Below are 21,387 nucleotides of genomic sequence, written 5' to 3'. Positions count from 1 at the left end.
ACTAATTATAGCGTGATTATACCCTTTTCAGCGTAAGTCTAACGCTCTGTTCAAAAAGAATCTGCCGAGAAAGAACAATTTTATGACATTTCACTAGGAAAACTATACAATTACGGAGGAAGCGTTTACTATTGGAAACGGATATCAATAATAAAGGAATAAACAAAACATTTTTTAAGACAATTTTATAGTATGAATTTATCGAGGGGAAGGAACTATTCATGACAACTTTTAATGATACACTCCTGCGTGCTGCACGTGGAGAAAGGACAGCACACACGCCAGTATGGTATATGCGTCAGGCAGGACGTTCTCAGCCAGAATACCGTGCCATTAAAGAAAAATATTCCTTAGAGGAAATTACACATCAACCTGAGCTATGTGCATATGTCACTCGTCTACCTGTAGAAAATTATAATGTCGATGCAGCCATTCTATACAAAGATATTGTGACACCTCTTCCGGGGATTGGGGTAGATGTAAAGATCAAAGCAGGCGTTGGTCCTGTTATTTCAAACCCTATCCAATCAGTAGCAGATGTAGAAAAATTAGGTGAATTCAATGCTAATGAGCATACACCGTTTGTATTAGAAACAATCAAGATATTGGCAGAAGAGCAATTGAATGTTCCTTTAATCGGTTTTGCTGGAGCACCATTTACACTTGCAAGCTACATGATTGAAGGCGGCCCTTCAAGAAACTATAATAAAACAAAATCATTTATGGTATCAGAGCCACAAGCTTGGTTTGCATTAATGGATAAACTAGCTGACATGATTATTGCAGATGTAACTGCTCAAATTAAAGCTGGTGCAAAGGCAATCCAAGTATTTGATTCGTGGGTAGGAGCCTTAAATGTTGAGGATTATCGTGTATTTATTAAACCAATTATGACTCGTATTTTTGCAGAGCTGCAAAAAGAAAATGTGCCACTCATTCAATTCGGTGTCGGTGCGAGCCATTTAGCAAAGGAATGGAATGATTTACCGATTGATGTTGTAGGCTTAGACTGGCGTTTGCCAATAAAAGAAGCGCGTGCGAATGGTATTACAAAACCGGTACAGGGTAACTTAGATCCATCCCTTTTATTAGCAGATTGGTCAGTCATTGAGAAACGAACAAAAGATATTATTGAACAAGGTTTAGAAATGCCAGGTCATATCTTTAACCTAGGACATGGTGTTTTCCCAGAGGTTGACCCAGATATCTTAAAACGTCTCACTACACTTATTCATGAATACAGTGCACAACAAATTCAAGCTCGTTCTTAATAGAAGTGAATTAAATGTGAAAAATATGTCCCTTTCTACATAGGAAATTTTATTTTCCATATAGAAAGGGAGCTGTCCAATATTAAAGATTGGGCAGCTTCTTTTTGTCACATAATGTATGAAAACATAAAACAATTTTAGAGGTGAAAAGGGTAATGAAAGAAGTTAAAGGCTTATTGGTAATGGCATACGGAACACCTTATAAAGAAGAAGATATCGAACCTTACTATACGCATATTCGTCATGGACGTAAACCTTCGGCAGAGCACTTAGAGGATTTACGTAGCCGCTATGAAGCTATCGGTGGTTTATCTCCATTAGCTGCGGCGACACAAGCACAAGCTGAAGCCCTATGTGCACGTTTAAATGAGGTGCAGGATGCTGTAGAATATAAATTGTTTATTGGCTTAAAACATATTCATCCATTTATTGAAGATGCAGTAGAGCAAATGGTGGCAGAGGGCATAAAAGAAGCGGTTTCTATTGTTCTAGCCCCTCATTTCTCTACGTTCTCTATTAAGTCTTATAACGGTCGTGCGGAAGAGGCAGCAGGAGGTCGCTTAACGATTACTTCTGTAGAATCTTGGTATGATGAGCCGAAATTCATTGAGTATTGGGAACAACAAGTAAATGATACATTTAATGCAATGCCACAAGAAGAACGTGAAACAGCTTGTTTAATTGTGTCAGCACATTCATTGCCTGAAAAAATTAAAAACTTGGGCGATCCGTATGAAGATCAATTAATTGAAACAGCACGTCTTATTCAAGCTGCGACAGGTCTAAAAAATGTAGAGGTTGGCTGGCAATCAGCAGGCCAAACACCAGAGCCTTGGATTGGCCCAGATGTTCAAGATTTAACACGTGAGCTATTTGAAGAAAAAGGCTTCCGTTCATTTGTTTATACACCAGTAGGTTTTGTAACAGAACATTTAGAAGTGTTATATGACAACGATTTTGAATGTAAAGTTGTTTGTGATGAACTTGGCGCAAAATACTATCGCCCAGCGATGCCAAATACACACCCATTATTTATTGATGCGATGGTAGATGCGATTCATAAAAAATTAAGCTAAGCGAAAAGAAAGTGATGATGTTGGTGACTCAGAAAAGACGAAAGGTAGTTGTCGTAGGCGGTGGCATTACAGGCCTTACAGCCGCATTCTATATGCAAAAAGAAGCAGGCGCAAAAGGATTGCCATTAGATATCGTACTTGTCGAGTCGTCATTACGTCTTGGCGGAAAAATTCAGACCTTAAGAAAAGATGGTTTTATTATTGAGCGTGGGCCAGAATCTTTTTTTGATCGTGAAAATTATGTTAATGATTTAGCAAAGGATCTCGGGATTGAACAGAAATTATTGACAAGCAATGCAGGGCCTACTTATGTTGCTGTTGGTAGTCAGTTATATCCAATACCTAGTCATCTCTTGTCAGGAGAGACACCACATATCTCATCCTTTATAGCATCAGGTCTGTTTTCACTTAGCGGTAAAGTTCGTGCGGCTGGGGATTTTTTCATCCCTCGTTCTGCACAAGATGACGATCAGCCGTTAGGCGCGTTTTTTAGAAGAAGATTTGGTTCTGAAATAGTAGAAAATCTAGTAGAACCATTACTAGCAGGAACATTTGCAGGGGATATTGAGCAATTAAGTATGAGCTCGACTTTCCCGCAGCTTTATAGTTTAGAGCAAAAATATCGGAGTTTGTTGATTGGCATGAAAAAGTCAGGAACAAATTTCTTAAGCAATCATCATATTGATGAAAACAAAGGGATTTTTCAAACCTTTAGTAATGGTCTTGAAACACTCATTGAAAGTATAGAAGAATCACTACTTCCTGGGACAGTCATGAAGGGTGTCAAAGTAGAAGAAATAGAGCATGGCAAAGATGGATCAGTTCAAGTAATGCTCAATAATTTCTCACATATAAAAGCAGATGCTGTTATTATTGCTACTCCCTTTAATATGGCAGAAAAAATGTTTAGTAAGCATAATCTGTTACATGAATTGGGAACAATGAAGGCTGCAACGATTGCAACCGTTACAATGGCCTTTAAAAAGGATCAACTTGGTGATCTAGATGCCCTTTCATTTTATGTCTCTCGAAATAGTGATTTTTCAATCACTTCTTGTACATGGATGAACAGAAAATGGCTAGCTACCACACCAGACGATTATGTACTATTACGTAGTTATATTGGGCGAGTGGGAGATGAAGCGATTGTGGCACTATCTGATACTGAAATCGAAAAAACGGTGCTACAGGATTTAAAGAAAACGATTGGCATAGATGGGGACCCTCTAACGACAGTGGTTACACGTTGGAAAAATGCGATGCCTCAATATACAGTTGGACATGAGGCGAAAGTTCAACGTATAAAGCAGGAATTACAAGAACATTTTCCAAATGTCAAGCTTGCAGGAAGCTCATTTGAGGGAATATCAATTCCAGAATGTGTGCAGCAAGGTAAACATGTTGCAGATGAAGTATTAATGGAAATGTTTAAATAATAGATGAAAAATAGTACAAACATGCATAACAAATGTTTGTGCTATTTTTTGTTTTTTGAAAAAGAAAAAGCAAACCACGATTTCGTAGTTTGCTTTTTCCACTTGCTTCAAATAGTGATGACCATCTAAATCTAAGAAATTCGATGACATGACCAAACGATACCACCAGAGTTAGCACCACCTAGTGTAAGACCGATTGTCAAACCATTGGCTTCATAGAACAGATCGATAGTGTCTCCAGCGTTTAATTGTACTTCTCCTGCCAAAGTTACCGTTCCATTTCCAAGAACCGCACGCAATGTTAATATGAGCGCGACGTTTACGTTTAATACAGGGAATAAGCCACTGATTAAATTCGTAGTAGTATTTTGTCGTATTGCAAATGAAGGGTTTATTCCACCCCCTAAAGTGACACTAATAGCCGCTGTAGTAGAGTAGTTAATGGTCGCTTCAAAGGAATATCTACCTGTAGTTGGTACAGTGAATATTCCAGTTGTTGGATTGAAAGCAGGCGTTGTAAAGTAAGGTGATGCTACACTCCAGTTAGTGATGGAGGTAGAAGCATTAACAGCTAAAGTATTTTTAAATGCAGAGAATCCTTCTGTAAACGCTGGTCCAGTAGGTCCGGTAACCCCAGTAGCTCCAGTAACCCCAGTAGCTCCGGTAACCCCAGTAGGTCCGGTAACCCCAGTAACACCAGTAGGTCCAGTTACACCGGTAGGTCCAATATCTCCAGTAGCTCCAGTTATACCAGTAGGCCCGATATCCCCAGTAGCGCCAGTAGGTCCAGTAACGCCGGTAACGCCAGTAGCGCCCGTAGCTCCGGTAACGCCAGTAGAGCCAGTAACCCCGGTAGGCCCGATATCCCCAGCAGTACCAGTAACCCCGGTAGGCCCGGTAACGCCAGTAGCGCCCGTAGCTCCGGTAACGCCAGTAGCGCCAGTAGTGCCAGTAACCCCAGTAACGCCCGTAGCTCCGGTAACGCCAGTAGCGCCAGTAGTGCCAGTAACCCCAGTAACGCCCGTAGCTCCGGTAACCCCGGTAGGCCCGATATCTCCAGTAGGCCCTGTAACCCCAGTAGCGCCGGTAACCCCGGTAGGTCCGATATCTCCAGTAGGCCCTGTAACCCCAGTAGAGCCAGTAACCCCAGTAGCTCCAGTAACGCCAGTAGGCCCGATATCCCCAGTAGCTCCAGTTATACCAGTAGGCCCGATATCCCCAGTAGCGCCAGTAGGTCCAGTAACCCCGGTAGGTCCGATATCCCCAGTAGCACCAGTAGGTCCAGTAACCCCGGTAGGTCCGATATCCCCAGTAGCGCCAGTAGCACCAGTAGGTCCAGTAACACCAGTAACGCCAGTAGCGCCCGTAGTGCCAGTAACCCCAGTAACCCCAGTAACCCCAGTAACGCCCGTAGCTCCGGTAACCCCAGTAGCTCCAGTAACACCAGTAGCACCAGTAGCACCAGTAGGTCCAGTTACACCGGTAGGTCCAATATCTCCAGTAGCACCAGTAGGTCCAGTAACGCCAGCAGTACCAGTAGCGCCGGTAACCCCGGTAGGCCCGATATCTCCAGTAGGCCCTGTAACCCCAGTAGAGCCAGTAACCCCGGTAGGTCCGACATCCCCAGTAGCACCAGTAACCCCGGTAGGTCCGATATCCCCAGTAGCACCAGTAGGTCCAGTAATCCCGGTAGGTCCGATATCCCCAGTAGCACCAGTAGGTCCAGTAACCCCGGTAGGTCCGATATCTCCAGTAGAGCCAGTAGCCCCAGTAATGCCCGTAGCTCCGGTAACGCCAGTAGAGCCAGTAGAGCCAGTAGAGCCAGTAGAGCCAGTAGCTCCAGTTATACCAGTAGGTCCGATATCCCCAGTAGAGCCGGTAACCCCGGTAGGTCCGACATCTCCAGTAGGCCCGGTAACCCCAGTAGAACCAGTAACGCCAGTAGGGCCAGCAGTACCAGTAACCCCGGTAGGCCCGGTAACGCCAGTAGAGCCAGTAACCCCAGTAACCCCAGTAACCCCAGTAACCCCAGTAACCCCAGTAACCCCGGTAGGTCCGATATCTCCAGTAGAGCCAGTAATGCCCGTAGCTCCGGTCACCCCAGTAGCCCCGGTAACGCCAGTAGAGCCAGTAACCCCGGTAGGCCCGATATCTCCAGTAGGGCCAGTAACCCCAGTAGAACCAGTAACGCCAGTAGCGCCAGTAATGCCCGTAGCTCCAGTAGGTCCAACATCTCCAGTAGGGCCAGTAACTCCAGTAGCACCCGTAACACCAGTAGATCCAATATCCCCAGTAGCCCCAGTAACCCCGGTAGGCCCGGTAGGCCCGGTAACGCCAGTAACCCCGGTAGGCCCGATATCTCCAGTAGAGCCGGTAACGCCAGTAGCCCCAGTAACCCCGGTAGGTCCGATATCTCCAGTAGGGCCAGTAGCCCCAGTAACGCCAGTAGCCCCAGTAGCGCCAGTAGCCCCAGTAACGCCAGTAGCCCCGGTAACGCCAGTAGGGCCAGTAACCCCAGTAACCCCAGTACTACCTGTAGGTCCAGTTATCCCCCCAGTAGGTCCTGTAGGTTTTACAGGCCAAATTGGACAACTGGGAATAGGTCCAGTTTTGCAACAACAAGGGTAGGAATGACACTTAGTGCAAACTCTATCTATAAATTTTCCAAAATGCATAATCTCACCTCCTCTCTCAAATATCGTATTCTGCACAATGATAGAGGAGGTAGACACATATCTACTTATTAAAGTTATTTATAGATTCGTTGCAACTACGCTTAAAATAGTAGAAGGTTTTCTATATCGATAGGGGCTAAATCCTTTTTATTTAGTTATTGATATTTTCTAAGAGTCATTTTGATCGATTGTTAAAATACGATTGAAATATTCTTTATTGTGTAAAATTTTTGGATCATTTGGAATGAAGGAGCTGGCTAGCTCATTATGGGTATTTGCTAGTTCGTATTGCTGTAAACGGTCGAAAAGTACGCACAGCTGCAAGTGTGGGAGCCATGTTGAAAAGCTTTTATTTTGAAAAGGAGCGTTTGGATTTTGTTTAATTACCAGTGCTTGTTCGTACCAAAAAATAGCTTCGTAATTCCTGAATTGTTCCATGAAGTGGTAGCCAAGGCGACAGCAGGCTTCGGGGCGGGGGACATCGTATTCAAAGCTTCGTAAAATAGCACTGAAGTTGTTTTCTCTATCGTCTAAATTGGAATAGCAATCTGCTAATTTAAAACAGGCGCGAATATTATCTTCTACCCAGCCTAACTTTGAGGTTAAAAATAATTCGTAATAGTAAATGGCATCCTCAAACTGACCATGATCTAGTAATTCATTAGCAAAATAAAATGTATCTCGCGGTGTTAGTGTTTCTCCTGCTTCAATAAGTTGCTTATAAATCGTAATATTACGTGAGTGATCATGTGTTAATGGTAAATGGCTAACGGCTATATCACTATCAAACAGCACGCCCCCTACTTCTAAATATTCATGAACTGCACCGATCCATTGAAAATGCTTTTCTCTTTTTACAAGGCGATATCTCCTTATTAAGGCGTCCACATTTCCCTCATGATCATAGCTTAGATGATAATTCATGGACACGGCATCTATATCAGAGGTTAGAGAGGCTTTGAGCGACTTCAATTTTTCTTGATCTTCCTCTAAAAAAACATCATCTGCGTCTAGCCAGAGGATGTATTGCTTTGTTGCTTGTTGAAAGGAAAAGTTTCGTGCCGCTGCAAAATGATGTATCCATTTAAAATCAAAAATTCGGTCTGTAAATTGTGCAACCACTTGTTTTGTACTATCGGTTGAACCGGTGTCAATAATATTAATTTCATCCACTATATCTTTGACGGACTCAAGACATCGACCAATAACATCTTCTTCATTTTTTACAATCATACATAAGCTAATGGAAATCACGCTATATTCCTCCTTACCAGTATCTTTGTAGTATATGTAACGCTGACAGTATGGGTTGGATGATTGAACTGAGAGGAGGTTCGTGAGTTTGAAATGTGAAAAGTGTGAAAAGTATTTTTATGGTTTGTCATAAATTTACCTTCCAAGTTTCACCCGAATTTCACAATTGTGAAGTATAGTAAAGGGGCAGAGGTGATAAAGTTGAAAAAATGGGCATTCTTCATTTTTTCGTTACTACAAATTATATGGTTAGCAGGTTGTACTGAAAAATCATATGAACCCATTGAAAGGGATCGGAATTTTATAGCTTCGTTAAACATACAAGAACCATCATTAGATTTTATTGATGAAGATGGCAATGTATTTGCTACTTGGTCATTTGATAAAGCTTATTCTGGGGCAATACTGTTAGGGAATGACCAAATTTTATTGTATGGACACCAATTAAATAATATCGACGTCTATACATTATCGACCGGAGAAAAGCGCTATTCCAAAAAAGTAGAGATCGGTACAACGAATGTGTACTATGATGACAACATTAAGCAATTTTTTATAACGAATAGTAAAACGAATACGGTGACAAGCTTTGATCAAAAGGGAGATGAACTAGTCAGACAACAACTTGGCAATTATCCTATGTCAATGGCATCGTATAAAGATAAACTGTATGTTATTAATTTTAAAGATACAAAATTATCAGTGTTAAACATGAAGGATTTGACCATTGAACAAGAGTGGCCAATTCAAAAATCCGCACATGGCATAGCTATTTTAGAAGAGACACATGAGCTATGGGTAGGTGGGCATGGGGAAGGAAGTAAGCCCAACAGCTCCGTTAAAAAATATGATTTGACTACTGGCCATCTGAACGGAGAGATTGATATGCCTTTAATGCCAGTAGGGTTAAAAAAGACCAAGGATGCCGTTCTTGTTGTAAGTCATGGTCACAATGAGTTGTATGTTGCTGATTTTGATGGCCATATTAAATGGCACCAAGAGGTTGGTGCAAATCCCTTTGTAGTGAACCAGTTTAAAGACTATATTGTTGTCGCTGGTTATGACGATCACACATTGTACTTTATAAAGGGTGATCAGAAGGAAAAAACAGTTGATGTAGGGAAAGGTGCTTTTCAACTGTTAGTAAGGGAGGAACAATGATGACAACTGTGTTAATAGTTGATGATGAGCAGGATATGCGTAATTTAATTGAGATGATGCTAAATAATTCGGATATAGAGACATTTACTGCCGCAAGTGGTACTGAGGCTTATGATGTGATAGTACGTGAAAATATTGATTTAGTATTACTTGATGTGATGATGCCCCATGAAGATGGCTTTGTCGTTTGTCAAAGTATTCGTGCTATGTCCAATGTACCGATTATTTTCCTGACAGCACGTGATGCCAATGAGGACAAGGTGAAAGGTCTTACACTTGGTGGAGATGACTATATTGTTAAGCCTTTTACACATGACGAACTAGTGGCGAGAATTTATGCTGTATTAAGAAGAAGTGGCGCGAATATTACAGAGCTACAGCAAAAGTACGTGATTATTGGTCCTATTAAAATAGACGAAATTGCACGTAAAGTATCTGTTGATGGAAAGAGTATTCCGCTTACCTTAAAGGAATTTGAGCTATTGCACTTATTTATGAAAAATCCGGGAAATGCCTATACGAGAGAGCAATTACTAGAGCGTATTTGGGATATTGATTATGTAGGAGGCACACGCACGGTCGATACACATATTAAAACTTTACGAATTAAGCTTGGAAAGGATGCGGCTGCGCATATTCAAACCGTTTGGGGAGTGGGCTATCGCTTTGATCCTGGCGAATGAAAAAGATTGCCACTCGCATTTGGTTGTTAATTTTTGCATTTTTAATCATTACCGTTGTCTTTATGTATGTTCTCACAAACTTTTTGTATCAACGTTTATATGTACAAGATACAGAAGAGACAATGGTCGAAGTTGGCTTGAAGCTACAGACCATGTATGACAATGGGAAGGTGACGGATGAATTTATTGCAGATATTGAACAATTTAATGATTACTCAAATTTAAATATATTTGCGGTAAGGAATCCACGTGAGTTAAGTGCCTGTGTTCCATTTGATATAGATTATGAGACCCTGATTGGCCCTGAGGAAAGACAGAAATTATTAGCAGGAAAATATGTGCAAAAAATTGGATATGAGCCACGGTTTGATCGACAACTTATTTCCGTAGTTATACCGCTCGTTGATCAAAATCGATTAGAGGGTATCATTTATATTTATTTCCCATTAGCCAAAATTAGTGAGTTAGCTAATAGTGGCGTGATTTTGTTGTTTATTAGTGCTTTCATATTTTTAGTAGTGGCTAGCTATTTGATTTATAAAGGTATCCGGCACATTATGCGACCATTAAACGATTTACAACTTGCAGTGGAACAGATGTCCTATGGGAATTATGAGACACGTGTGCCTGTCAATTCACGAGATGAAATTGGTAAATTATCTAGTACCTTTAATAAAATGGCAGAGGCCATTCAGCAGGAGGATGAAGCACAAAAAACGTTTCTAGCAACCGTTTCGCATGAATTACGCACACCTATAAGCTATGTAAAAGGCTATAGCGAGGCTATGCAAAATGGCATCATTACAGAAAGTCAAAAAGAAGATACCATACAGTTGATCGTCCGTGAGGCGAATCGAATGGAGCGGTTAACAAACGAATTACTTCAACTGGCAAGAACAGAAAATGAACAAACCAATTTAGTTTTATACCCTATTCCACTAGGGGAGACATTGCGAGAGGTTCAAAAAATCCTAACACATCAAGCAGATAAAAAGAACATAACATTACATGTAGATGTAGATGATGCGCTCATTATTGAAGCGGATGAAGTAAAGCTAAAGCAAATCTTTATTAATATTATTGAAAATGCAATTAATTACTCGTATGAAAATTCTAAGGTGGAAATTGTTGCTGTTGAAAAGACTGGCAGTGCACAAATTACAATCAAGGATTATGGAATCGGTATTCCATCCGAGGATTTATCACATGTCACAGAGCGATTTTATCGTGTTAACAAAGCACGGAGTCGTGCAGACGGTGGTAGTGGATTAGGGTTATCCATTGTTGAACAGTTATTAAAGCAGTTACAGGGATCGTTAGAAATTGAAAGTGTTGTTGAAAAAGGCACAACCGTTAAAATCCGGTTGCCATTAATGGAGGATTAAAAGATGAAAAAGTGGTTATTCGCGCTAATTGCAGTGCCTACATTATTAGTAGGATGTGGAGAAAAAAAAGAGGCTTTACCAGAACCAGTTGTACCTCAAATTCCAGAGGTAGAGATTTTAACACCAAAAGAGGTAGTACTCAATGAAACAATTGAGCTGGCGGCACACGTTGAACAAGGTGGAGAAAACGTTGATGATGCTGTAGTAGAATTCGAAGTTTGGGAATCAGGGAAACGTGATGAAGGACAAATGATTGATGGGAAATTAGAAAAAGACGGCGTCTATAAAGCAACGACTACATTCGATCATGACGGTGTTTACTATATGTATGCACATACTACAGCTAATGGTGTTCATAATATGCCAAAGCAGCAAATTATTGCTGGTAGCCCAGATATGACACAGGTTTTACCAGAGGATGAGAAATCTAATAACAGCATGGATAACAATATGATGAATCATGGTAATGGTACGTCAAATGATGCTGATCATGATGACGAAGAAAAAGATGAAAAAAATCATCATTAAATGCTTGCATTTTTTTTAAAATAGGAATATGATAATGACCAGATGACCGAAATGGTTTTCTGGTCATTTTTATTGAAGTGTACATTAGAGGTACATAACCTAACAAGAAAGGATGTTACTAATGGATCGTAGGCAGGAAATTCTTGAAGCAGCTGCAAAATCTTTTACATTGTTTGGCTACAAAGCAACAACGATGGAGCAAGTGGCGAAAATCGCTAATGTCGGTAAAGGTACGATTTATACATTCTTTGCAAATAAAGAAATTTTATTTCAAGAGATTGCTATGTCACTTGTACGAGAGATGAAGGCGGAAGCAGATGCAGTGTTGGATGCATCAGCAAGCTTTATGGATAATGCGCATAATGCTTTAATGAAAATGCTACAGTTCCGTGAAAAACATCTTTTATTTGCAAAGCTAATCGAGGAAGAAAAAGAATTACGAACACCAGCTGTTAAACAGGTGCTACTTCGCATCGAAACAGAAATCTTATCGTATGTTTCAGAGTTAATACAGCGTCGTATTAAAAAAGGTGAAATTAGAGATTGCGATGCAGAACTGGTCGGTTACTTATTGTTAAAGGCATATCTTGCTTTTGTTGTCGATTGGCATGAGTTACACGGTGATGTAATCCCTGAAGAAAAGATTCTTAATCTTTTCAAGGAAACAATCTTTCGAGGTTTGATTCTAACTTGATTCGGTAAAAGACAGATATAAAAGTGTCGAATCAAGTGTCTTTTTGCAAAATTGCCGAGGTTGACTATTTTTTTTGAATGAAAATGACCAAATGACGTTTTCGGTCAAATAGTTTAGGAGTGAGGATATTATATGATTAAAGCTGAGTGGCTGAAGATCTTTAAAACAAGAAAAATGCTTGTTTCAATCATTGCTGTATTATTTATTCCAGTAATGTATGCAGGTATGTTTTTATGGGCGTTTTGGGATCCTTATGCAGGGCTTCCTAATCTCCCAGTAGCTGTAGTTAATGAGGATACTGGTGCTGAGATGGATGGCGTTAAATTAGACTTGGGGGATACCTTAGTTGATAAATTGATAGATAGCGAACAATTTAACTTTATAGAGGTTTCAAAAGATGAAGCTGAAAAAGGCTTAAATAGTCGTGATTATTATATGATTTTAGAAATTCCAACAAATTTCTCTGAGCATGCTACAACATTATTAGATGACAAACCTTCGAAATTAGTGATGAACTACATTCCAAATGAAGGTCTTAACTTCCTTGGTGCTCAAATTGGTGAGACTGCAATGGATCGTGTCCGTGCTGAAGTAAATTCACAAGTATCAGCAACGTATGCTGAAAAATTATTTGATTCCATTGCAACACTTGGAGATGGCTTTACAGAGGCAGCTGATGGCTCGAATAAGTTAGATGAGGGTGCACAAAAAGTAGCAAATGGTGCAAAAGATTTAAAAGGCTATCTAGAGCAATTAGCTTCAAGCACAGTTGAACTGTCGAATGGGACAGATAAACTGACAAAAGGTGCTGGAGATGCTGCGAAAGGTGCGAATGATTTATCAAGCGGTTTAGTCAAACTACAAGATGGTACTGTCCAATTACAACAAGGTGCACAGCAAGCAGCAAATGGTGCAACTAGTCTTGAACAAGGGTTATCACAATATACTCAAGGTGTTGCAAAAGTTGGGGCAGGTTTAAACACTTTAAACGATAAACAACAACAAATTAGTGCAGGCGCAGCTTCTATTGCTGAAAATGCAGGTGCATTAAATGGTGCAGCCAACCAATTAACAGCTGGTTCTGCGAAAGTGGAGGCAGGCATTACAGCCTTATCTAGCCAATTACAAACGATGATGGCTTCAATGCCTGAGGAACAAGCAGCAGGATTAAAGCAAACATTAGCAGAGCTGCAAGCTGGTAGTGCTAGCGTGCATAACGGCTTAACATCTTTATCTGCTGGTACAGAAAAATTACAGGCTGGTGCTAATCAAGTAAGCTCTGGTGCAAGTCAAATTGCAGCAGGTCAGGCAGAAGTATTAGCTGGTGCAAACGCATTAACGGCTAAAAGCAATGCTTTAATGGAAGGTGCAAAAGGTCTACAAGCAGGTAATGCGACATTAGCTGCAAAATTAGGTGAACTACATGCAGGTGTGAATACAGCTGTAACAGGTTCAAAAACATTAGCATCTGGATTAAATGAATTAGCAAATGGTACAACAACATTAAATCAAGGTACTTCTACGCTTGCTTCGAAATCTGGTGAGCTAGCACAAGGTTCCGCAACACTTGCAGATGGTTCTACAGAGCTTGCAGATGGTACGACAACGTTATCTAGCAAATTAGGTGAGGCTAGTGAAAAAGCAAATGAGGTCAAAGCAAATCAAGACACATATGATATGGTAGGTAGTCCAGTAGAGGTTGAAAAAGAGTCTGTAAACCATGTTCCAAACTATGGTACAGGTTTTGCACCGTACTTTATTTCTCTTGGCTTATTCGTAGGGGCATTATTAATTTCGATTGTGTTCCCATTTGTTGAACCAGCTATCCGACCAAAAAATGGTGCAGCTTGGTTTACAAGTAAAGTGACTGTATTAGCCGTTGTAGGTTTAGTGCAAACATTACTAACAGTAGGTATTGTAAAATGGGGTCTAGGACTTGAAGTAAATAACATGGGCTACTTTATCATAACGGCATTATTAACAAGCTATGTATTTTTAGCCTTAATTCAAATGCTTGTTTCGATCTTTGGTGATCCAGGACGTTTCATCGCAATTGTTGTGTTAATTTTACAATTAACAACAAGTGCAGGTACGTTCCCACTAGAATTAATTCCATCACCATTACAAGTATTTAACAAGCTTTTACCAATGACATATACGGTTCAAGCATTTAAATCAAGTATTTCAACTGGCGATATGACATTCTTAATGCAAAACTATGGTGTTCTAGCTGGATTCTTAGTAGCATTCTTAGCCATTACATTCGGTTACTTCATGCTACTTCACAATAAACGTTACTCTAAAGTAGCAGAAGAAAACTAATAATACACTTGAAGCACTCATCGACTATTCGGTGAGTGCTTCTTTTGGTAAAAGGATATATAGGCAACTATTGGTTTTCTCTATGAATTGGCGTTTTCCTTGCACGCTAGCCCTATTGGAGTCGCCACTAAATGCACAATATCTCTCTATATAAATAAAAACAAAACCATCAATAGCATAGTTGTGAAAGGTGAAAATAGATTTCCGTTGGCTTTCCTGTGGGCGAGCTGCTTCCTCCGCTACCGCTCCGTTTAGAGGCTCGCCTGTCTCGCTATCCCAGGGGAGTCAAGTAGCCTTCCACGCCAATCTATAAAAATGTTAACTTTTTAGCAAAGGTTCAAGGGAAGATGTTCACTACTCATTTTATAGAGGGGTGTTGTCACTCAGCACATCTCCACATGCTTGATTGGAGCGAACGCAGTGAGTGAAGCAGCTCATCGGACGCCCCCTGAAAAGGACGCTGACGGACGGAAAGTAATCCCTCGCTTGACACCACCTTTTTTCAATAACATAAAACAACAGCTGATATGAGCGTATCAGCTGTTGTTTTTGTAAGTGTAAGAGATTTAATTAAGGGTTCATCAAAATATGATGAAGTGTGTCATGATTGCTACGTGTGGGGCACGTATATGACAAATTACAGTATAGGCAAATGCTTATAGGTGGTTACATTTTTCACAAGTGTTGCTGTAGCATTCGCTTTGTTCTTCCATTTTTTCACCGCACTCAGTACATTGCTTTGCAGGTAAATTCTTGAAAAATTCAACTACGTTTTCTAACATTGTGGACTCCTCCTTTAAGTTCATCTGTACTATTACTGTTTTGATATTTCCTAGTGTATTATAACAGATGCTTTTCGTCAACACAAAATGCCTAATTTACGTTAAAATAAATATGGATAGTTTGTGAAGGAGGAAACGTGAACTATGATTTTCGTTGATAATAAAGGGATCCATGATCCACGTATTAACCTTGCTATTGAGGAGTATTTATTAAAAACAATGGACGTTGAGAAAGAGCCAGTGCTTCTTTTTTATATTAACCAACCGTCCATTATTATCGGTAAAAACCAAAATACAGTTGAAGAAATCAATACAGACTACGTAGAGGACAATGGCATTATTGTTGTGCGTCGTTTATCAGGTGGTGGTGCTGTCTATCATGATTTAGGGAATCTTAACTTCAGCTTTATTACAAATGATGATGGTAATAGCTTTATGAATTATAAAAAATTCACACAGCCAGTAGTAGATGCTCTAGCTAAAATGGGTGTCAATGCTGAGCTTTCAGGGCGTAATGATATTCTAGCAGAAGGGCGAAAGGTTTCTGGAAATGCTCAGTTCTCTACAAAAGGACGTATGTTCAGTCACGGCACATTAATGTTTGATACAGAAATTGATGCAGTAGTGTCAGCTTTGAAAGTCAAAAAAGATAAGATTGAATCAAAAGGTATCAAATCCATCCGTTCACGAGTAGCAAATATTTCGGAGTTTTTAAAAGAACAAATGACAGTAGAAGAATTCCGTCTTGAAGTTTTGAAATCCATTTTCGGTGGGGAAGAAAATATTCGCTATTATGAGTTAACAGAGGAAGATTGGGCAAATATACACAAGTTATCCGCAGAGCGTTATCAAACATGGGAGTGGAATTTTGGGAAATCACCACGCTTTAATATTCAAAAAACACATCGTTTCCCAACAGGTGGCATTGATATCCGCCTAGAAGTTAATCATGGTGTGATTGAAGAGGCACATATTTTTGGTGACTTCTTTGGTGTAGGGGATATGGCTGATATAGAACAGCTTTTAGTTGGGACAAACTATGATAGAGCTGCCATTGCTAAGGCATTAGCAGATATCGATATTCCTACATATTTTGGTGGAATTTCAACTGAGGACTTTTTACAATTAATTTATTAAGGAAAATACGGTTTCGTGTAATGTTTTAGCCTAAAGGTTCGCTGACAATTATGTCGTCGAACCTTTTTTTGATACAATATAGAAAGAAAGGAGTGTTGATATGGAAAAGCATCGAATATTCATAGTAGAAGATGATGTCAAGATTGCATCATTACTAGCGGAAACGCTTAGAAAATATCAATACGAAGTTGCAACAATCCAAGAATTTGATCATCTCATCGAAGAATTTACAGCATTTAATCCACATATGGTGCTGCTTGATATAAATTTACCTGCTTATGACGGCTATTATTGGTGTCGCCAGCTACGCCAGCTTACAACATGCCCGATTATTTTCATTTCTGCTCGCTCTGGAGAAATGGACCAAATTTTTGCGCTTGAAAATGGGGGCGACGATTTCATTACAAAGCCATTTAACTATGAAATTGTTTTGGCTAAAATCCGTAGTCATCTACGCCGTACATATGGTGAGTATGCAGCAAGGCAAGAGGAACGGACAATCAAGCAAGGACAGCTTGTACTTCATTTAGAAAGAATGGAGCTACATAAAAATGATTTAGAAATTCCACTTCAGAAAAAAGAATGCATCATTTTAGAGCTGCTTATGGGAAATGCACCGAAAGTCGTGACGCGTGAACAGCTACTAGAGGAGCTCTGGGACGATCAGGCATTTGTCGATGAGAACACGTTGAATGTTAATATGACGCGCGTACGAAAAAAGTTAGCAGATTATCACATAGCATCAACAATTGAAACCGTACGTGGTGCGGGCTATCGGTTCATATTAAGCGCAGGTGAGCTATAGTGGGCTGGAAATTATTCTTACGTGACTATGCATCATTTATTGTGTTCCAGCTCTTATTAGTTGGCTTCATTATGGTCATTTATATGCTAGATGGCTTTCGAAATATTGATACGGCTATTTATTCCTTCTGTATTAGCCTTGTCCTATTAGCTTCATTTTTACTTGTGCGTTATTTAATGCGCCAACGTTATTTGATGAAAATCACTCATCTCCCAACAGCAATGGAGGATGTGCTACAAAAAAACGCAAAAACGCCAGAAGCTATGCAAACCGAAAAGTACATGCACGAGTTGTATCGCCTTTATCAGCATGAGCTGCATGCGCTATATGCAAGTCAAAAAAGACATGATCAGTTTATGAACCAATGGGTGCATCAAATGAAAACACCTATTTCAGTCATTGAATTATTATTACAGGATGACCGACCTCTTGATAAAAAGAACGTACAGGAGGAAATTGATCGTTTACGTAGAGGCTTGGACATGGTGCTTGTTAATGCACGTTTAGAAAATTTTGAGGATGATATGCAAGTGGAACAGGTTGCGTTGAAAGCAATTGTCACTGCAACTGTTAATGAAAATAAACGTTTATTTATTACGAAAAGAGTTTTCCCAGAAATTCATATTGAGGATGATCTTATTGTTGCCAGTGATTCGAAATGGCTTCGCTTCATTCTTGGCCAATTTATTACAAATGCGGTGAAATACACGTTTGAAAGCAATAAAAAAATTGTGATTTCTGCCATTGAAAAGGATGACTATGTACAGCTAGCCATTTGCGATGAGGGAATTGGGATTCCAGCTTCTGATCTTTCACGTGTTACGAAAGCCTTTTTTACTGGTGAAAATGGGCGGAAAACAGGAGAATCTACTGGGATGGGCCTTTATTTAGCCAAAGAAATCTGTGAAAAGCTAGGACATGAATTGGCTATTACATCAGAGGTAGGAAAAGGGACAATTGTGACAGTGACATTTACAAATTAGGGGGCGCTAGGATGGGAGAAGTACGTATAGAAGATTGGGTATTAACTATTGATAAGGAGAAAACAAAAGCTCTTTATATGACACAAATGCAAGAGGGGGATCATTTTGCTTATCAAAATTTCTTGAAGGCAAATGAGAGGCTCGATGAAGAACTATTGCATTTTTCAAATAAGCTTGGGTTAAACTTACAGCAACCTACATTATTGAATGCATTTCCTATCGAAGGTCAACAGATGATGTACAGTGGGTATTATACTGTGTGCGGTGAGATCCTAGAGGGAGAAATAGATGCTTGGGATGTGATTGTTGGGGAGCATTGCTTTAGTTTAGTAGAGGAAGAGTCCGTTCTGACATTAACAGAGCCTCATTTTCAAATCGGCTTTGAGGTCGTATTACAGTGGCTTTTACCACAATCCTTAGAATTAATGAAGAAATAAGGTGAATGACGTATGCCTATTTTACAAATTAAAGATGTGACAAAAGTATATGAAGGTAAAGTGACACATAGGGCATTAAATCAGTTGAGCTTTGATGTAGAAGAAGGGGAGTTTTTAGCTGTTATGGGACCTTCCGGAAGTGGCAAAACGACCTTGCTGAATATTATCTCGACAATTGATGAGCCTACTAGCGGTGAAATCATACTGGATGGCATGAATCCACATAAATTAAATGCAACTGAGCTTGCTTACTTCAGAAGAAGACAGCTCGGTTTTGTGTTTCAGGATTTCAATCTTTTGCACATGCTAACGGTCGAGGAAAATATCGTGCTGCCACTAACATTAGACCAACAGCCTTTAGAAGTAATGGAGGAACGTCTAGCTAGTATTGTAGAAAAGCTCGACTTAACTTCTTTCCTTCATAGACGTCCAAATGAAATATCTGGTGGACAGGCACAAAGAACGGCTATTGGTCGAGCACTTATCCATAATCCGAGTCTGATTTTAGCGGATGAGCCTACGGGTAATTTAGATTCGAATTCTTCACGTGATGTGCTCGAACTGCTAACAAAAGTCAATCAGGATAAACAAACGACGATTGTAATGGTCACACATGATCCGATTGCAGCTAGCTATTGTGATCGGGTGTTGTTCATTAAAGACGGTGAATTTTTCAATGAAATTTATCGAGATGATCGTCGTCAAATGTTTTTCCAACGTATATTAAATGTTTTGAGCTTACTAGGAGGAGGGCAAGTAGGTGACCTTTCGACAATTCGCTTACCGTAATGTCGTGCGGAACAGCCGGATATATGGTGCCTTTTTCATGGCAAGCTTTTTTTCTGTGGCTGTATTTTTTATCTATTCAATGCTAATGTTTCATCCTGATATTGAGCGCGGGATATTAGGAGAGGTATCACTTATCGGGATGGTGGGTGCTGAAATTGTTCTCGTCCTCTTTACATTATTCTTTTTGTATTATTCCATGAGTGCCTTTTTAGAGGCAAGATCCCATGAATTCGCCATTTTATTGCATTTAGGAATGGAAAAGCGCCAGATGAATAGACTTGTCTTTTTAGAGACAATGATTATTGGGTCAGGCTCTATTATTGTAGGTATCGTGTTTGGCTTCTCGTTTTCAAAATTCTTTTTTATGATCGTACGAGAAATTTTGCATTTAGATGAATTACCATTATATGTTTCCTGGCAGCCGTTTTTACTAACAATTGGTGTTTTTACAAGTGCGTTTGTCGTCATTTCATTTATTAGTGTGTATTTTACACGAGAGAGAAAATTACGAGATCTTATTAAAGGCAGTGATTATGTAAATAGCTTAACAACCTATTCCAAAATCCGAGCTATTTACGGTATTGCTTTAATTTTAACGACGTATATTTTAGCGTTTGTTGTAGGACATACGGCATTCATCTGGCTAACTTTATTAATACCATTTTCAGCAACATTCGGCACATATTATTTTTTCAGTGATTCCGTCCCGTGCTTTTTAGATTTAGCACGTGGAAAACGCAAGTTTCATTGGCAACGTTACCGTCTTCTCTCACTAGCTGAACAAACCCATATTATGATGGATAATGTGAAAATGTTTTTCGTTGTTACGATGGTATCAACACTTGCCTTTTTGTCTGTGGGCGTTTTAGCTACTATGTCCTCCTATACAACTCAATATGATCGCTTAAATCCATTAGGGCTGGTTTATAAAGGAGATGTGGATAATCCATTTGAGCGAGAGCATATCAATTCATTGCGACTGCAATTAGAGGAGAAAGGTTTATCTTATCAGCTGTCCCGTTTTATTGTAGTGAAGCAAACCTCTTCTTTCACTCGAAATGAAGTGGAGGTATTTCGAGAGTCCGATATGAATGTTTTGCTTTCTTCGTATAGTTATCCATTACTGAACCTGGGAGCTGGTGAGGCAGTATTTATCCCTTATTCAGAGGATTCGTTAAAAAAATTAAAAAATAGAATTGTGCACACCGTTTTAGAAGAGAATAATATTCCGATTACCATCGATAGTGTCTATCCAAAAATAGTGTTTCCAGGTTCAATTGTAAGTGTCAATTCAATTGTCATTAGTGATGAGGACTTCGCAAAGCTGATTCATCCGATCTCTGATCAAGATATTATTCAACCTAGTTATCATCTATTTACATTCGTTATACCACAATGGATGGAAACAAAAGATATCGGGAGGGCTATAGACCATCTAGAATCCAATTTATATTTTCTTAAAAAGGATAAATTTAGTCCATTTTACTTTGAAAATGCAGGATTAAATTATTCTTATATACTAGCTACCTACTCATTATTTACTTTAGTGGGTGTATTGGTTGCCACTGTATTTTTACTTGCGGCTGGGAGCTTTATCTATTTTAAATTGCATACATCACTTGAACGTGAAAAGCGTAAATTTGATGTGTTAAAGCGTATGGGCTTAACTGATGCGGAGCTGAAAAAGCTTGTTAATCGTCATTTATTTCCTCAATTCTTTTTGCCTTGGGGTGTTGCAATGATGCATAGTGCCTTTGCTTTTCTAATGGTACAAGGTATTTTGAGAGACATAGCAAATATTTCGATTGTAAAAGAAGTATTCTTTGCTTTTGGCTTCTTTGTGTTAATACAAGTAGTCTACTTTTATTTAATTCGTTGGCGTTACATCTCACATATCCGCTCATGATGTCTTTGTTTAAAAGAGAAAAAAATGAATTATTTAACGTAATTTATGACATGAAATAAAAAG

18 protein-coding genes are annotated in these 21,387 nt (G+C 39.6%); 15 read left to right on the top strand and 3 right to left on the bottom strand.

The features are described from left to right. Nucleotides 1-221 precede the first annotated feature (221 nt). The 3 genes from hemE (at nt 222) to hemY (ending at nt 3,783) form a co-directional block, all read left to right on the top strand. Nucleotides 222-1,271: a uroporphyrinogen decarboxylase gene (gene hemE / locus NST76_RS18195; protein WP_342535087.1), complete on the top strand. Its 1,050-nt coding sequence runs from the start codon at nt 222-224 to the stop codon at nt 1,269-1,271. A 155-nt stretch (nt 1,272-1,426) separates the two neighbouring features. Further along, nucleotides 1,427-2,347: a ferrochelatase gene (gene hemH, locus NST76_RS18190; protein ID WP_058843261.1), complete on the top strand. Its 921-nt coding sequence runs from the start codon at nt 1,427-1,429 to the stop codon at nt 2,345-2,347. A gap of 14 nt (nt 2,348-2,361) precedes the next feature. Continuing rightward, nucleotides 2,362-3,783, top strand: a complete 1,422-nt coding sequence (hemY, locus tag NST76_RS18185) for a protoporphyrinogen oxidase (protein ID WP_058843262.1) — start codon at nt 2,362-2,364, stop codon at nt 3,781-3,783. 131 nt (nt 3,784-3,914) lie between these two features. Here the strand turns inward: hemY and NST76_RS18180 are convergent, their stop codons facing one another. Together NST76_RS18180 and NST76_RS18175 are read right to left on the bottom strand one after the other, a co-directional pair. Then, nucleotides 3,915-6,458: a collagen-like protein gene (locus tag NST76_RS18180; RefSeq protein WP_342544280.1), complete on the bottom strand. Its 2,544-nt coding sequence runs from the start codon at nt 6,456-6,458 to the stop codon at nt 3,915-3,917. 168 nt (nt 6,459-6,626) lie between these two features. After that, nucleotides 6,627-7,712 (bottom strand): glycosyltransferase family 2 protein, encoded by a 1,086-nt coding sequence (locus tag NST76_RS18175; protein WP_036128547.1) that lies wholly within the window; start codon nt 7,710-7,712, stop codon nt 6,627-6,629. 192 nt (nt 7,713-7,904) lie between these two features. On the opposite strand from NST76_RS18175, the gene NST76_RS18170 reads away from it, so the two are divergent. From NST76_RS18170 to NST76_RS18145, 6 genes are all read left to right on the top strand, one after another. After that, nucleotides 7,905-8,873, top strand: a complete 969-nt coding sequence (locus tag NST76_RS18170; protein WP_230593975.1) for a YncE family protein — start codon at nt 7,905-7,907, stop codon at nt 8,871-8,873. Next, complete coding sequence (locus tag NST76_RS18165; protein ID WP_036128542.1) at nt 8,873-9,556, top strand: response regulator transcription factor; 684 nt, start codon at nt 8,873-8,875, stop codon at nt 9,554-9,556. The genes NST76_RS18170 and NST76_RS18165 overlap by 1 nt, the downstream gene beginning before the upstream one ends. Continuing rightward, nucleotides 9,553-10,941 (top strand): ATP-binding protein, encoded by a 1,389-nt coding sequence (locus NST76_RS18160; protein ID WP_036128540.1) that lies wholly within the window; start codon nt 9,553-9,555, stop codon nt 10,939-10,941. The genes NST76_RS18165 and NST76_RS18160 overlap by 4 nt, the downstream gene beginning before the upstream one ends. A 3-nt stretch (nt 10,942-10,944) precedes the next feature. Then, nucleotides 10,945-11,469 carry a FixH family protein gene (locus tag NST76_RS18155; RefSeq protein WP_036128538.1) on the top strand — a complete coding sequence of 175 codons (525 nt, stop codon included), beginning with the start codon at nt 10,945-10,947 and terminating at the stop codon, nt 11,467-11,469. A gap of 121 nt (nt 11,470-11,590) precedes the next feature. Further along, nucleotides 11,591-12,163, top strand: coding sequence for a TetR/AcrR family transcriptional regulator (locus NST76_RS18150; protein WP_036128535.1), 573 nt, complete (start codon nt 11,591-11,593; stop codon nt 12,161-12,163). Nucleotides 12,164-12,295: 132 nt separating this feature from the next. Beyond that, nucleotides 12,296-14,485 (top strand): YhgE/Pip domain-containing protein, encoded by a 2,190-nt coding sequence (locus NST76_RS18145; protein ID WP_271910910.1) that lies wholly within the window; start codon nt 12,296-12,298, stop codon nt 14,483-14,485. 656 nt (nt 14,486-15,141) lie between these two features. Here the strand turns inward: NST76_RS18145 and yhfH are convergent. Beyond that, entirely contained in the window at nt 15,142-15,267 is a 126-nt protein-coding gene (gene yhfH / locus NST76_RS18140; protein WP_004230455.1) for a protein YhfH, read from the bottom strand. A gap of 144 nt (nt 15,268-15,411) precedes the next feature. Here yhfH and NST76_RS18135 point away from each other — a divergent pair, with 144 nt between their 5' ends. The 6 genes from NST76_RS18135 to NST76_RS18110 all read left to right on the top strand — a co-directional run bounded on the left by NST76_RS18135 (nt 15,412) and on the right by NST76_RS18110 (nt 21,324). Further along, nucleotides 15,412-16,404: a lipoate--protein ligase gene (locus NST76_RS18135; RefSeq protein ID WP_036128038.1), complete on the top strand. Its 993-nt coding sequence runs from the start codon at nt 15,412-15,414 to the stop codon at nt 16,402-16,404. A gap of 100 nt (nt 16,405-16,504) precedes the next feature. Further along, on the top strand, nt 16,505-17,209 hold the full coding sequence (locus tag NST76_RS18130; RefSeq protein ID WP_036128035.1) for a response regulator transcription factor: 705 nt from the start codon (nt 16,505-16,507) through the stop codon (nt 17,207-17,209). After that, nucleotides 17,209-18,192: a sensor histidine kinase gene (locus NST76_RS18125; RefSeq protein WP_036128032.1), complete on the top strand. Its 984-nt coding sequence runs from the start codon at nt 17,209-17,211 to the stop codon at nt 18,190-18,192. The genes NST76_RS18130 and NST76_RS18125 overlap by 1 nt, the downstream gene beginning before the upstream one ends. A gap of 11 nt (nt 18,193-18,203) precedes the next feature. Next, entirely contained in the window at nt 18,204-18,629 is a 426-nt protein-coding gene (locus NST76_RS18120) for a hypothetical protein (RefSeq protein ID WP_036128029.1), read from the top strand. A gap of 12 nt (nt 18,630-18,641) precedes the next feature. Continuing rightward, nucleotides 18,642-19,418, top strand: coding sequence for an ABC transporter ATP-binding protein (locus NST76_RS18115; protein WP_036128027.1), 777 nt, complete (start codon nt 18,642-18,644; stop codon nt 19,416-19,418). Then, on the top strand, nt 19,390-21,324 hold the full coding sequence (locus NST76_RS18110) for an ABC transporter permease (RefSeq protein ID WP_036128024.1): 1,935 nt from the start codon (nt 19,390-19,392) through the stop codon (nt 21,322-21,324). Before NST76_RS18115 ends, NST76_RS18110 begins: the two co-directional genes overlap by 29 nt. Nucleotides 21,325-21,387: the final 63 nt, after the last annotated feature.

The organism is Lysinibacillus sp. FSL W7-1291 (assembly GCF_038593415.1).
Taxonomy (GTDB): domain Bacteria; phylum Bacillota; class Bacilli; order Bacillales_A; family Planococcaceae; genus Lysinibacillus; species Lysinibacillus fusiformis_D.
The sequence above is the reverse complement of the archived record's forward strand: the minus strand, read 5'-3'. Positions and strand labels throughout refer to the sequence as shown.